The following is a 12633-nucleotide window of genomic DNA, read 5'->3' on the forward strand; positions in this document are numbered from 1 at the left end:
CGCTTAGCCTGTCGGGGAATTTATGAAAAGACTGTTGTTTGCTGTTGGGTTTGCCTTGGTGGCGTCGGGAGCGTCCGCCGCGGGCATGGGTGTATCATTTGAATGGGGCCCTACCAAAAAGTGTTTTGATCCGAAGTCGCCGCCAATAACACTGTCCGGCGTACCCAAAGGAACGGCAAAGCTTCAAATTAGGATGATCGACAGCAGTTCGGCCTATGAGCACGGCGGTGGGACGGTTGCTTACAAAGGACAATCGTCATTGTCGTACGGCGCGTTTCGGTACAAGGGGCCGTGCCCGGATAGTGGAACTCATTTCTACAACATAACAGTGAAGGCGGTAGATGCGTCAGGAAAAGTTCTGGCCAGCGGTTCCGCTTCCCAACCGTTTTCCTCAAAATGAACTGAGTGTCGGTCGCCTCGCTCGCCACGGGGCGGCCAACATTCAGCAGTATTAACATCAAAGCGACACTCTTCATTGCTTTGACAAATGGGCATGGTTCTCGTGATCCTGGAGGATTTCGCCAAGTGTCGAGGTGACGGCTTGCTCTCGTCGCCGCAGCCGTGAACGATCGCGATTTCCTCTCCTCAGTGTGAAAGACTAATTTCACACTAAGACGCTGGTTATCGATCCACTTTGATCCCGATCTGCGATGACGTTCACGGGGCGAGGGGCAGCTTTGTGCCTATACCGCGCCGCAGAGAGGGGCGTCCCTGCTGCCGCTCGCTGAAAAGCATTGGGTAATGCGCCGCCGACGGTAGAGAGTCGGCCGTTACGACATGCTCTCTGGATGCGTTCGGAGTGTGCGGTTGCTTAGAGCTACCTCGTGGCGCTTCAAAAGCCACCGAGCGGTGACCACGACAACTTGGAGGCGAAAAAGCGCATCGTGCTGGTTCGAGATGCCTGGGTGGGCGCCATCTGGATGGAGAAGTTTGGCCAAGCCTGGAAGGAACGTTTGTCCGTTACCGTCACCAAACTCATGCTTGTCGCGTGAGAGAAAACCCTTCTCGGCGAGCAACTGGCGCTTCTCAAGGCCACTCCGCCGCCCCGTTGACTCATTGGCAAAGAGATTGTCTGCGATTGCGTCCGTCAACGCTTCGAGGAACGTCCGGCACTGACTGTTCGACGCCTCCCAGTCTCCCTGAGTGATGTTTTCCCTCGCGCTGTTCAGATGTCGCCTGGCGACCTCAAAGGAGTTCTCATCTAACAGCCGCTCAACCTCGCTGGAGCTTTCGGGCAGCGCGACGAATTCGGGCATACTGATCGTGAAGCCTACCAATTCGTGACGAGGTTCTAGGAGTCCATCGACGACCTCGTAGGCAAAAGCGTATCCGTCCAGATTGAGATGCCTTTCAAGTTTGTCCAACAGGGACTCCGCTCGGCGATCCCCACGGGCGATTTGGATCGCCTTGTCTATGAGAACAGCTGCAATCGGCCGCTCTCCTCGATCTGTCATGACCAGATGATTAGGATTCTGGACGGCGAATCTCTTGAGGTTCAATAGAGTCTTCGCAATTGAGCCACTCGGTTGAACCGCCTCTGCTAAATCGTATTCGAGGATGAGGCTTTCGAGTTCGGCGTTGGTCCGTATTATTAACTCGATTATTTCGCACGCCGTCACGATCGATCCATTGCGAAGTGCGGGGAAGTTTGGTGGTCATGCCATCACTTTCATGATTTGCTGCTCATGCCACTTGGCGAAACCATCAGTAAGGTGCCATGCGTTGGCTAGGCGACCGAGCATCTGGATCTGACGTTCGCGGATTTGTTGCTCATCCCACCTCGTCTTCCCGCGAACCTCGGCGGTCAAAGTGAAGGCGGAGGAGTCGCCGTGTGCAAAGTAAGTCTCTTTCTTGCGATTGAAATCGTAGTTGCTTGCAGCCGCATTTTTGCGGTGTGCGAGAAGGACAAGATTCCCGATTCGGTGAACTAAGTCGGCATGCACCTCTGGGTCGGGAAAACTCGTTTTCCAGTCAGATTTATCCGCAGGGTTTTGCGGGCACACATGCTCGACCGTTATCGTAGGGTAATCGTAGCTAGCTGACCCATCGGTAGACGCCTGTTCGAGCCGCAGCAGCAGAGGCTTGACGACACGACTGGCAAGGTAGACCGGCCCGTTCATCGCCGAAAACATGGAGAAGGCTTCGGTTCCGGTAACGGTCAGCCCAGCTGATCTATCTCGCGACGCCGTGGCTGGGTCTAGGGTATCGAGCACGTCAGCATACCGCGCGACACGGGTGTTTACGTCCGCGCGTGTGACGAACAGGAAGTAGGCCAGCCGCTCCAGGCTGAACACGACCGAGGAAACATCTACAGCGGCCCCATCGGCCGCGCGTCGCAGGCAGAAGAGTAGGGGCGGCAGCCAATCCTTGTTGTCCAGACGGTGCAAAGACTGGATTAGGGCGGCGGTCTTGGGACCGAATTGCTTGCGCAGCCGCCCATCGTCAAGGCTGAGTGCGAAAGCGTCGGCATAAGGCTCTAGTACCTGATCCATGAACGCGGTGGGATCACCCTTGAACGGAGGCACGTTTTCCTCGAAACCGTTTTCAAGAGAATTACGAGGTTTGTCGCGCTCAAAGATCATGCGGATGTGCGTAAAAAGTTCAATGAAGCCGTCCCGGTTGAGGGCGCTCTCACATTCCTCCCAGCGTTCGCCGAGCGTTCGTTCGGCGTGGCCTGCGCGTTCAAGGAGGTTGGCCTTAAGAATGTCAGTGGCCGACAAGTCCATGCCGCGCGCGTTGAGCACGGTGAAGATGCGCCGTGCGGCGGCATCCGTGGGCACTTCCACGACAACGAGGTAGCAACTGAGCAGCAGGAAACGTATGAACTCGCTACGTTGGTGTTCGCTCATAGGCTCAAGACGCGCGCGTATGATTCCGGCGTTTTCGATGATGCGCGCCTGGCTTCCATCCAGCCCGGCACTGGCGGGAAGTGCGGCAGTTGCTCCCGTCGTTTGGACATGTCTCTCAAAGAATGGTTGGTCCTGACGGCGCATTTGCAGCCGCAGCTTCTCGCGCAAGCCCATGTCCTCGTCGGCAGCTTGTTTGACATAGCGCTCGCGCTTGAGGCGGGCCTGAATGTCCTCAGTAAGGTCTCGCAGCACACTGAAGAGAATCGTCAGCGTGGTGAGGCGTTGCTGCCCATCTACTACCTTTGCCTCAGGCGAGCCATGGCTTTTCACCAGCACCACGCTGCCGAGGAAGTAAAACCCATCTGCCTGCTTATGTGGGCGCATGGCCTCGATAAGGTCATTCAGCAGTTCCTCTACTTGTGTACGTTCCCAAGCATACGGGCGCTGGTAGGGTGGGATAGAAAAGGCGTAGGCCTCACAGAAGACATCGCCTATAGTCTTGTGCGTTGCTTCGATGCGCAGCGCGGAGAGTTCGTTCATGTTGGGCCTCTAGTTGGGATGAGGAGTGGGGTATCCTGAGATGGTGGGAACAGTAACTTTCGAGCTATGCATCTAGATCTCGGCCAAGGCAATCAGATCGCAGTTGTTGTGTAACCTTGGCTGCGCCGGGAGCGACGGGACTCAGTGCAAAAACCGAATTTCACACTAAGGTCATTCTCGTGCGTCTGAGATGAACGGCAGCTTTGCGCAAGGAGTTGCTGGGAGTTCAGATGCTTAAGCGTGTGTGGGGCGGTTGTCGTTCATTCCTCTCCCGACGCCAACGCTCGTCGAGAAACCTTCCGTGGGCGACGCGTGGTCCCATGAAGTCAAGTTTGATGCCTTTCCCTTGGACCAAGCGGCTGATGCGCGGAACAGATCATGTCGGGCGCGCTGGGGGCTCGGTCCCTTTTGGGTGCGATATTTTTCACCAGCCTGCTTCGTCCTCCTAGCAGCCTGAAATCCCCATCTCTCTAGCTGCTGCGCATCTCATCGCCACCCCGTTTCCGTCCAACGAAAAGACTCGAAAAGTCTCTTCGTTGTTGCACATCGCTGTAATCGTGCCATCGCCGAGGCGGCGAGCGTCGATCACTAGGGGGCAAGTGCCGGCGGAGAAATTATCCTGAATGATCTGCTGGGCTATCTCCGCCGGTTCTCCGTCAGGGGCGCGACCGAGTTGCGCAAATGCCAAGGACGGCGAGAGAACCGCCACTAAGGCAAATGCGGTAGTTTTTCGAGCACGTTTCGAAATCATCGGAAGAGGCTCCTACTTGCGCGCGCAGCTGCGGATCGTATCCTCAGTGTTTTCCGCCACCATGAGGTAATCGCCCATCTCGTTGGTCAGCTTTTGGATTGCATCGGCCAGTTGAAGGAGCGACGCAGACTCTTCGGACCCAAACGAACCGTTCGTGACGACAGAGCTAGTCATTGTGCCGGATTCCTTCAAAACGTCGTACAGATACCGGACCGACTGGTTTGAACTCGACAGCGGCCCTATCAAGATCTTGCAATTTTGCGATGCGCTCTCGGCCAAAACGGGCGCTGTAGAACTCAAGAGAGCTAAAAACGACAACCATATCCTCATTCGAAAGTCCCCAAGGCTAGGTTTCGTTGGCAGCTTCCAGCTGTCTTTTTCAGCACAAGCTCTCACACGGGATGCCGTCCCTGTCGCGGTCGAGCTTCCCGCCCCACGGGCAGTTGGCCAAATACCAGTTTGCTTCCTCGCACGAACCGATCTGCGGGCAGGTTCGCCGCGGCTGACAGGAATAGCTTTGCGCCACTTGGTTGTTGATGATCCCGAGAGGCTGGCTTATCGCTGGTGCCTTGTCAGCATGTCCTGCGCGCCAATCCCAAGGCGCCTGAAACTTTCCGACCCACAGCCCGACCTTCGCAGCCTCGGCCTTTGCCTGTTGCCCTGCATAGGCCCCGTGGCTGTAGCGGGGCCAATCTAATGCCTGACCATGCTCGACCATCCATGATGCCACGCTGGTGCCGTCCGCACGTCTGCAATTACCTACGAAGCGGCCATAGCGGTCCCAGGAGACAAAGGAGCACTGCACTGGCTTGGAGGCCGCAAGGAACTTGTCGAGCGCCTGGGCCGCTCGTCGGCCGCAAGGATATTCGAACCCCTTGGCGTCATCGCAATATTGCTTGCTCTCGGCAGCATCGATGCCGTTGAAGCGGATGCGCTGGCCATGGATCTCGGTCGTGTCGCCGTCGATCACAGACGCGACACCGGCGATCTGCGCCGGCTTCGAGCCGAACCAGTTCGATGCATTGATCTCTGGCAAACTTTCGCTGTGCTGGATGGCCGTCTGCACGACCAGTGCGCCAGTCGCAACCACAGTCACTAAGATCAGACGCCGCGGCACGCTCGCCCATCGGCGCGCACGGCTATGCTTGGCACCGGTTCGCTTTAGCCGGCGATCAGAACGATTGTCGTATCGGTATTTGTCCACGCTTGCGGCCCCGTCAATATCCCAACAATCGTGCGAGGAGTCCGAGGAGCAATATGCCTGCTACCACCTCGAACGCCCCGACGAATAGCCGGACCAAATGACTTGGGCGCGACCCGGGTGCTTGGCTCACATCCTCTTCCACTACCGGCGCGGTATCTTTCGCGCCAATCCTTTTCCTGTAGCTGAGTCCGGTGCCCGGAACTCCGCCAGTCACGCGGCTACCGGCTGTTCCCGACGTCAGGCCAAAGCCTTTGACTCCGGCCCGAATACTCAAGCTTTTCCTACCAACGTTTAGCCTGAGGCCCGGGGCGATCTTGAAGCTGCGACGAAATCGGAAGCTCATCACATTGCTCCTCCTGGGCGGCTTTCGGCGGAGCGCCCACCACATCGTGAACCATCGGCCGCCATGCTGCCGTCCTTCGGACAGTTTCCCCCGGCTGCGGCGGCATTGGCAGGTCCCCGATATTGTTGAACGATACCAGCAATGCGCTGCCCGTCGCCCTCGATGTGCGTGTTCTGGCTATTCGGATTGAATGGGTCGACCGTCTGGGCGAGGCTGTTGGCGCGATTGGCGTCGCCGGCAGTGAGCGTCACGCTGTCGTAGTGATTGAGGTAGTCCGCTGCGCAGCCGCTCAGTACCAGAGCGGTGCTAAGGCAGGTCGCCAGGTTCCGCTGCATTGCCCCTAGACCGGCGCCGGGTTTATGCCGGCGGCTCTCAGTTGCGCACCAAGCTTCGCTCGCGTTCCACACGCGGCCTTGTCGCCGGCGACGCACTTGTTATTCGCTTCTGACCAGTCCAGCAGTGCCGTATTGATCCAGCTGCCAGGTGCGCGCTGGATCCCATAGGGTGTGGGTGGCGCGCCAGCAGCCACGGCTGCTGCAGCCGTGGCACCCTGGCCATGCGGGGCACGCTTCCACCCGCTTAGGATAAGGCAGTTCTTCATATACTGGTCTTCGGCAGCCAAGTTGCCCAGGGCATTGCCGATTCCGGCCCCCGCAACAAAGCCTGGAGACCCGATAGCAATATAGCCTTGGTCAACCGACCCCTTATGCATCTCGCACTGGGCGTGCGCGACGTCGAAACTAGGCCCGTAGCCTATTTGCATGTAGTCGGCTTGATTGCTTGTTTGACAGCCGCATAGCGCTGCCAGGGCACCAAGTGCCGTAAATGCTTTTATTTTCATCCCCCAGCCCTCCCAAGGCCGAGTTAGCATCGCCTAAAGTGGAAAGTGACGCAAGAGTGAAGAGCAAATCTGGTAAATTCTGCCAAATTCCGCCTGCTGGCAGTTCGTAGACTTGCCAGTAACGCCAGAGATGCCCCGTTATTATCCATCGGTCCGTGGGATTGAAGATGCGAGACAGCGAATTGACGGAATGACCAGGCAAGGGCTGGACGCCATAGGTAAGGGGTCTAGGCGACCACGACATCGAGAAAATATGGTGGGCGGTCCGTGGGACCGCTTCGGGGTTTGCGCAGATTAGTTTTCTCTACGGCCGGCGTTATCGAACGATCGAAGGATACCGATAAGCTGCAAAAGCGAACAAGCCGGCGGCGGCGACGTCGATGATGGCCCACACCTCTCACGGCAAATAGACAGGCATGAATGGATTGAATTTCACCGCGGCAGCGATGAGAGCCCAAGCTAGGTTTCGGTTTGGCGGTCCAGTGCGCCAGACCATCGCGCCACAGTAGGCCCCGGCGAAAAAGCCGACGACGCGGAGCAGTTGGTAATAGCCATAGGGCCACGGTGTGCAACGGCCAGCATCATCGCTATGGCGGTCACAACAGCCACCAACCGGACCGTGCCGGCCGGCGTCGACAGTATGTTTTTCAGCATCTCAGTGGCAGTGATATTCGCCGGTTTTGTGATTGGTATGGCAGCCATTGGCATCTGTGTCACCGCCGTGAGCATATGCTTCTGCCGCGAAGGCCATAAATGCAACCGCGAAAGCAGTGAGGAATGTTGTTTTCATAATATTGCCCCCCAAGTATTTTCCTAAACAGCATTATTGTGGCGCTGGCACAAGCGCATGCAAGAGAGTCTTTTAGTGCTCATTCCATATCTGGAACTTCGCCGCTGACGAACAGCGTCGTGGGCGGCCCGTAGTCACCAAGCGCAGGATCTGCGTCGCGGCTCCATGCAATGACGCCAGCATGGCCGGCTGAAAGGCCCTTGGCAGTGCGGATCGCGCGGTCTTCGCTCTGCTGGTCCGTCGGACCATATGCCGTGAAAAGCTCGCCGTCGTCGTCTCGATCAAACGCAACGACCACAATCAGCTTCGGCTTTGCGTGGGTAGGCAGCACGTTGTCCGACATTCAAATCTCCTAGAGGAACCGCTCGCCGTCGCCGCGGTGCTCGAAACAGAACCAATGGGGTGCCTGCTTTGGCTTCGCGAAACCCCAGCCGGCATCTTTGTCGCAGCCTGCATGCTCGCAGAAGTGATGCTGAAATCCTGGCTCGGTGACATGGTCTTGCCGTGGCAGTCTGATTTCGTCGCTCATAGCAGCTTAATCGGCTCGATCAGCCCGGCGTAATCGTTGGGCTGTTTGTTGATGGCCGCAGCGTTGACTTCCCGACCGACGCGATAGAACTGCAGCTGCCCATCAATGTCGTGGCTGAGAATGTCCTTAAGATCGCCAGCGGGCGTTTTGGGATCGAGCCAAGCGTCGTAGTAGGCTGGATCGAGGATGAGCGGCTGGCGGTCATGTATCTGGCTGACAGGCCCCGCTGAGGGCTCGGTGATAATCGTGCAGCTGGTGCCCTCTGCAACTATTTCCCAGATGACCTCATCCAGATTTTTGGCGATGTAGACGTCGACTCTTTGTCGCGCCGAATGAAATGCGAGAACGGCAAAGACCACGGCTCACTCGACGTTGAAGCGTTTGCCCCCACAGGGCGCGGGGCGGTCGGACTGCGCATCCGACGGCTAGTAGTGATCAAAATCAATCGCGTGCCGATTTGGCGAGACGATCCGGCGTAGGCGCGCGCTAAGGTCGTTTTTACACTGCGCGGTTGGATACCTGATAGGTGCACCACAGCGCCGCGGGGTGACGCTGGACTCTCATCGTCAGAGGACGCATTCTTCCTTTAGGGAAGGGGTCATGGGCACTTCTGTTCATGCTAACAGGTTGCGGAGGCGACGACCTTGGTGGCGCTCGCTTCTGCGCTATCGTCTCGCCACAGTTCTGGTGATGCTCGCTGTCACTTCCGTGGCCTATTTTGCCGTCGATGTCCGGCATGATCTGCCCCGAGTTCATTCCTACGGTTCGTCGACCAGCAACTCTGCCGTTCGCAAGGTGGGCTGCGACATCAAGGGCAACATCAGCGAGCGGGGCGAGCGCATCTATCACATGCCAGGCCAGGAATACTATCTGGCGACGCGCATCAATCCAACCCGAGGCGAGCGCTGGTTCTGCTCGCAATGGGAAGCGTGGTGGGCGGGCTGGCGTAAGGCGAAAGTGTAGAGGCGATGGCGATATTCCTTTTGCTTGTCATTGTCATCGTCCTAGTTGGGGCATCGGTGTTTTTTGGCGCTATAGGAATCGTCCTTGGACTGTTCGCCGCTGTGTTCGTCCTGGTCTATTTTTTCGGAATGACGGTCCAAGGGTTCCTGATCAGCTTCGTGGTCTTTCTGGCCGGTCTCTTTGCGTTCAACCTCTTCTTCCCGGACGATCGCCCGAAAGGCAAAGGTTGATTGTTTGGGCTGCTGCCGATACGGAGAAGGCCACAAAATGAACTTCGCACACTCAAATCTTGCCGGATTCCCATAATAGACGGTCTGAGGTAGACTAACGGATAATCTGCAAGCTGAGTCCGGCAGATCGTGGGGGAAAGTGGAACTCAATACGACGCAGCTGTCGGCACTGACTCGCCTGTTTTCGTCGACCGTGTTCGGTGAACTGGCGAAGAAGGGGCGATCTCCGCTTTTGATGCGCCTGTTGGGCCACACGGTGGACGTGGCGCCCTGTCAAAGCCATGCCACGATCGGCGACGCGTTCGAAGCAGCTTTCGCCGTGCTGAAGACTGCCGGCATGCGCAACGAGTATGTCTACCGTTCGGCACTTACCCAGAAAATATTGATGGGCAAGCACTCGCTGCGCACTGCATCCATGCTGAATGAGTTTCGGGCCGGGACGTGCAAGGCTGATCTCGTGATCCTCAACGGGACCGGCACGGTCTATGAGATCAAGTCGGAGCGGGACTCACTGGCACGGCTGGCGAACCAGGTTCAGAATTACCAGAAGGTCTTCGCGACAGTGAACGTCATCGCGAGCGAAGATCACATAGAGGGCGTGCGCCAGGTCGTCCCCGGCGAGGTTGGGATCATGTGCCTATCCCGGCGCTATCATGTCTCAGTCGAGCGAGAGGCAATCGACCGACCCGATCGCATCTGCCCGGTGACCGTGTTCGAATCGCTCAGGTCGGCAGAGGCGGCTGCAATTCTGAAAGCGCTCGGCTTCGACGTGCCGGCAGTGCCAAACACACAGCGCCATGGCGTCATGCGCGACCTTTTCGCCAAGCTCGAGCCCGCTCCGCTCCACAGCGAGATGGTGAGCACTCTCAAGCGCACCCGCAGTCTTGCGTCGCTCAGCGATCTAGTCGATCAGCTCCCGGCCTCACTTCATGCCGCGGCCCTGTCTGTGCCGGTTCGCCGCTCGGATCATGGCCGGCTCGTCGAAGCCGTGGCGACACCGCTCGATGCGGCGATGGCTTGGGCGTAGCGCGTATGTACAATCCTTATTTTCGGGGGAAGCAGTTCGAACTGATCACGATCCGGGAGACGGCCGGGCTGATGGCCGGTGCCGGCTTCGTACCGATCATCGAGCCGGTGAAGGAAGCCCTGAAGGGCCTTGAGAGGACGCTGCAGACGATCTGCGATGCCGGAGGTCGAGCGATCGTAGTCGTCAATCCCTATCATGGCGACCATCAGGAAGATGGCGTCGGCATAACCAAAGTGCTGCAGGCCGACTATATCGGCAATGACGCGATCTCTGCTGGCATCCTACTGCGCAGCAACACGACCTTGGCCCAGGCGATAGCCGCCTGTGAAGCTCATAAGGACCATAATCCGACATTTGTGCATGCTGGGTTCACGTCACAGAAGGCGCTGGCCGAATATCTCGGTGAAGACCTGCCGGCTTCGCAGCATGTGTTCATCGAGGAACATGCGAACACGCTCTATCGCAAACATTTCGACGGCAGCACGCGCGTTCTCATACGCGATGGCTTCAAGCGCCTAAAAAATGCTGAATATGCGAAGACCCCTGTCGAGGAATTCTCCGAGCTACACCTCACTTACAGCAGCGATCTGAACATGGCCGGCTTTGGCGATTTCCTGGTCGTGGGGGATAGCTATTCCGAGAGCGGCGGCCCGGCCTATGCGGTTGCGATCCACCTCACCTTCATTGATCCCGACAAGGACGACGTGATGTACATCTATCACTTCGTCTCGACATCGAACGACACGCCTACCGACCCGGCAGGCAAGTTCGCGCAAGCGCTCAAGAAGCTCATCGACAAGCTCAACACCGGAAACTCCAAGCTGCTTGAGACCGATGCGATCAAGGAGTTTCGCGACCTCCATGCGAAGGGCCACTTCCCTGGCCTCGGCCATGTTAAGAAACTCGCGATGAAGCATCATATCGAGACGCTCGCCGGCTATCTGGGCTGAGACTGGAAATGTCCAAACGGCGATGCTGCCCGGAATGCTTCGACGATCGCGGCCTGCGTGAGCAGATCTTCCCATTCCTTGGTCCTGAGCACGGCACCTGCAGTTTCTGCGGCACGCCCGACGTTGACCTCCTTGAGCCGCTGGCGCTGGCACCCTTTTTCGGGCTGGTCGTTAACGTCTATGAGCGAAGCGAGAACGGCAAGTCGCTCGCTGAGTGGATGAAGGGGGACTGGCAGCTGTTCTCGCATCCAGCGATGGACGTCGCGCACGCCAAGGAGTTGCTCGCCGAGATACTCGACGACGGCGAGATTGTGCGCGCGTCGTTCGTGCCATCGCCCAGCTACAAAAGCGAAGGGCTGGTGCAGTGGGAGACGCTGCGCGACGAGATGATGTACCGGAATCGATGGTTCCTGGACATGAGCCTTGATACTGACCGCTTGCGCCAGCTCCTCGATCATCTCCCGGCCGCAGATCTGCCACGGAAATGGTTTCGCGCCAGGATTCGCGCCGGCGATGAAATCTATGAGATCGACAAGATGGGCGCGCCACCCAAGCGCCTGGCGTCGCACGGTCGCGCCAATCCGGCAGGTATCCCGTATCTTTACCTGGGATCAATGCCAGAGACGGCGGCCGCAGAAATTCGACCCCATACAGGCGAGGTCGCCTGTGTCGCGGATTTCACAATTCCGGAAATCCAGGCTGTCGATCTGCGCAATCCGCGCAAGCTTGTGTCTCCCTTCATCCTCGAAGATGCCGGCGCCATCGGCCAGCTGCGCGCAGATCTGCCGTTTCTTGAGCGACTCGGTGAGGAGCTGACCCGACCCGTCCTGCCGTCGGGCGCCGCGATCGATTACATACCCAGCCAGTATCTTTGCGAATTCATCAAAAAGAGCGGCTTCGACGGTGTTGTTTATCGCAGCTCAGTCAGTGACGGCATCAACTTGGCTCTGTTCGATCCCACCAAAGCCCAAGGCGGCGGCGTTTCCATATACAACGTCGACCGAGTCTCTGTTCAAGTCTCGCAAGCCGTAGAACCAGGCGCGGGCAGGAGAACACGAAGCGGCGACGGATAAAGGCGGGCGGGGCGACAGCCCGGCAACTCGACCTTGCTTCGCACTTGACGATACCTCAAGCTGATGATGTTTGGTCCCATAGAAGGAGCCAACACAATGCAATTGATTAATCCGTTTCGCACAGGGCTTCTCAAGGATTGCGAGAAGGGCGATCTCATTGCGCTGAGCTCTTCAGAGCGGCGGCGACCGGCCTATGCCGTGCTATCGCATTTCATCAGCGATCAAGGCGACCATCTCGGGGTGCTGGCAGTCCTTCGACCATCAGACCAGGACCCGCCACATCTCAAGGTGATCAACAGCCACAACGACTGCATCAATCTCGGATCGAAATGGATATTCGAAGTCGAGATGCCGGATGCGGCGGCGGCTGGTAGTGGATTCGAGGAGGATGGTTCGAGGCCAGGCATCGTGACAATCGCCGGCAGCGCCCCGATCATTAGGCTCGGCCGTGAGCCCGGAGACACTCGTTCGCAGCCATCACATTTCAATTTTTCCACTATGCAGGCGGAAGCCGCCGCGCCGCGTGGATACACTGTCTCGGTA

Annotated in this window: 17 protein-coding genes; 7 read left to right on the forward strand and 10 right to left on the reverse strand. The window is 57.8% G+C overall.

Annotated features, from left to right (window positions below; translation table 11 throughout):
- Nucleotides 1-22 precede the first annotated feature (22 nt).
- Nucleotides 23-400, forward strand: coding sequence for a phospholipid-binding protein (locus EN949_RS14445; RefSeq protein ID WP_127365480.1), 378 nt, complete (start codon nucleotides 23-25; stop codon nucleotides 398-400).
- Between the two features lie 370 nt (nucleotides 401-770).
- On the opposite strand, the gene EN949_RS14450 is transcribed toward EN949_RS14445, so the two are convergent.
- The 10 genes from EN949_RS14450 to EN949_RS14495 all read right to left on the reverse strand — a co-directional run bounded on the left by EN949_RS14450 (nucleotide 771) and on the right by EN949_RS14495 (nucleotide 8206).
- Nucleotides 771-1619, reverse strand: a complete 849-nt coding sequence (locus EN949_RS14450; protein ID WP_127365479.1) for a hypothetical protein — start codon at nucleotides 1617-1619, stop codon at nucleotides 771-773.
- A gap of 36 nt (nucleotides 1620-1655) precedes the next feature.
- Nucleotides 1656-3389: a DUF262 domain-containing protein gene (locus EN949_RS14455; protein WP_127365478.1), complete on the reverse strand. Its 1734-nt coding sequence runs from the start codon at nucleotides 3387-3389 to the stop codon at nucleotides 1656-1658.
- A gap of 445 nt (nucleotides 3390-3834) precedes the next feature.
- Nucleotides 3835-4140, reverse strand: a complete 306-nt coding sequence (locus EN949_RS14460; protein WP_127365477.1) for a hypothetical protein — start codon at nucleotides 4138-4140, stop codon at nucleotides 3835-3837.
- Nucleotides 4141-4152: 12 nt separating this feature from the next.
- Complete coding sequence (locus EN949_RS35845; protein WP_164755151.1) at nucleotides 4153-4314, reverse strand: hypothetical protein; 162 nt, start codon at nucleotides 4312-4314, stop codon at nucleotides 4153-4155.
- A gap of 205 nt (nucleotides 4315-4519) precedes the next feature.
- Entirely contained in the window at nucleotides 4520-5206 is a 687-nt protein-coding gene (locus EN949_RS14465) for a thermonuclease family protein (RefSeq protein ID WP_245458894.1), read from the reverse strand.
- A gap of 480 nt (nucleotides 5207-5686) precedes the next feature.
- Nucleotides 5687-6022, reverse strand: a complete 336-nt coding sequence (locus EN949_RS14475; protein ID WP_127365475.1) for a hypothetical protein — start codon at nucleotides 6020-6022, stop codon at nucleotides 5687-5689.
- Between the two features lie 5 nt (nucleotides 6023-6027).
- Nucleotides 6028-6528 (reverse strand): hypothetical protein, encoded by a 501-nt coding sequence (locus EN949_RS14480; protein ID WP_127365474.1) that lies wholly within the window; start codon nucleotides 6526-6528, stop codon nucleotides 6028-6030.
- Between the two features lie 655 nt (nucleotides 6529-7183).
- Nucleotides 7184-7318: a YHYH domain-containing protein gene (locus EN949_RS37255; protein WP_206526564.1), complete on the reverse strand. Its 135-nt coding sequence runs from the start codon at nucleotides 7316-7318 to the stop codon at nucleotides 7184-7186.
- 79 nt (nucleotides 7319-7397) lie between these two features.
- A complete protein-coding gene (locus EN949_RS14490) occupies nucleotides 7398-7661 on the reverse strand; it encodes a hypothetical protein (RefSeq protein WP_127365473.1) in 264 nt (87 codons plus the stop codon).
- Nucleotides 7662-7843: 182 nt separating this feature from the next.
- On the reverse strand, nucleotides 7844-8206 hold the full coding sequence (locus tag EN949_RS14495; RefSeq protein WP_127365472.1) for an SOS response-associated peptidase family protein: 363 nt from the start codon (nucleotides 8204-8206) through the stop codon (nucleotides 7844-7846).
- 241 nt (nucleotides 8207-8447) lie between these two features.
- On the opposite strand from EN949_RS14495, the gene EN949_RS14500 reads away from it, so the two are divergent.
- The 6 genes from EN949_RS14500 to EN949_RS14525 all read left to right on the forward strand — a co-directional run.
- The gene (locus EN949_RS14500) at nucleotides 8448-8810 is read left to right on the forward strand and encodes a hypothetical protein (protein ID WP_127365471.1); all 363 of its coding nucleotides are present in this window, start codon (nucleotides 8448-8450) and stop codon (nucleotides 8808-8810) included.
- Nucleotides 8811-8815: 5 nt separating this feature from the next.
- A complete protein-coding gene (locus EN949_RS14505) occupies nucleotides 8816-9040 on the forward strand; it encodes a hypothetical protein (RefSeq protein ID WP_127365470.1) in 225 nt (74 codons plus the stop codon).
- 139 nt (nucleotides 9041-9179) lie between these two features.
- Complete coding sequence (locus EN949_RS14510; protein ID WP_127365469.1) at nucleotides 9180-10067, forward strand: sce7726 family protein; 888 nt, start codon at nucleotides 9180-9182, stop codon at nucleotides 10065-10067.
- Between the two features lie 5 nt (nucleotides 10068-10072).
- The gene (locus tag EN949_RS14515) at nucleotides 10073-11017 is read left to right on the forward strand and encodes a sce7725 family protein (RefSeq protein WP_127365485.1); all 945 of its coding nucleotides are present in this window, start codon (nucleotides 10073-10075) and stop codon (nucleotides 11015-11017) included.
- A gap of 8 nt (nucleotides 11018-11025) precedes the next feature.
- Nucleotides 11026-12090 carry an RES family NAD+ phosphorylase gene (locus EN949_RS14520; protein ID WP_127365468.1) on the forward strand — a complete coding sequence of 355 codons (1065 nt, stop codon included), beginning with the start codon at nucleotides 11026-11028 and terminating at the stop codon, nucleotides 12088-12090.
- Nucleotides 12091-12153: 63 nt separating this feature from the next.
- The coding region (locus EN949_RS14525) for a hypothetical protein (protein ID WP_164782497.1) at nucleotides 12154-12633 on the forward strand (480 nt) is incomplete at its 3' end.

Source organism: Mesorhizobium sp. M7A.F.Ca.US.007.01.2.1 (genome assembly GCF_003998165.1).
Taxonomy (GTDB): domain Bacteria; phylum Pseudomonadota; class Alphaproteobacteria; order Rhizobiales; family Rhizobiaceae; genus Mesorhizobium; species Mesorhizobium ciceri.

Excerpts from the sequence above, each read along its gene's own strand:
- EN949_RS14445 (WP_127365480.1), top strand. The coding sequence starts at position 23 with ATGAAAAGACTGTTGTTTGCTGTTGGGTTTGCCTTGGTGGCGTCGGGA.
- EN949_RS14455 (WP_127365478.1), bottom strand. The coding sequence starts at position 3,389 with ATGAACGAACTCTCCGCGCTGCGCATCGAAGCAACGCACAAGACTATA.
- EN949_RS14460 (WP_127365477.1), bottom strand. The coding sequence starts at position 4,140 with ATGATTTCGAAACGTGCTCGAAAAACTACCGCATTTGCCTTAGTGGCG.
- EN949_RS35845 (WP_164755151.1), bottom strand. The coding sequence starts at position 4,314 with ATGACTAGCTCTGTCGTCACGAACGGTTCGTTTGGGTCCGAAGAGTCT.
- EN949_RS14475 (WP_127365475.1), bottom strand. The coding sequence starts at position 6,022 with ATGCAGCGGAACCTGGCGACCTGCCTTAGCACCGCTCTGGTACTGAGC.
- EN949_RS14480 (WP_127365474.1), bottom strand. The coding sequence starts at position 6,528 with ATGAAAATAAAAGCATTTACGGCACTTGGTGCCCTGGCAGCGCTATGC.
- EN949_RS37255 (WP_206526564.1), bottom strand. The coding sequence starts at position 7,318 with ATGAAAACAACATTCCTCACTGCTTTCGCGGTTGCATTTATGGCCTTC.
- EN949_RS14490 (WP_127365473.1), bottom strand. The coding sequence starts at position 7,661 with ATGTCGGACAACGTGCTGCCTACCCACGCAAAGCCGAAGCTGATTGTG.
- EN949_RS14500 (WP_127365471.1), top strand. The coding sequence starts at position 8,448 with ATGGGCACTTCTGTTCATGCTAACAGGTTGCGGAGGCGACGACCTTGG.
- EN949_RS14505 (WP_127365470.1), top strand. The coding sequence starts at position 8,816 with ATGGCGATATTCCTTTTGCTTGTCATTGTCATCGTCCTAGTTGGGGCA.
- EN949_RS14515 (WP_127365485.1), top strand. The coding sequence starts at position 10,073 with ATGTACAATCCTTATTTTCGGGGGAAGCAGTTCGAACTGATCACGATC.
- EN949_RS14520 (WP_127365468.1), top strand. The coding sequence starts at position 11,026 with ATGTCCAAACGGCGATGCTGCCCGGAATGCTTCGACGATCGCGGCCTG.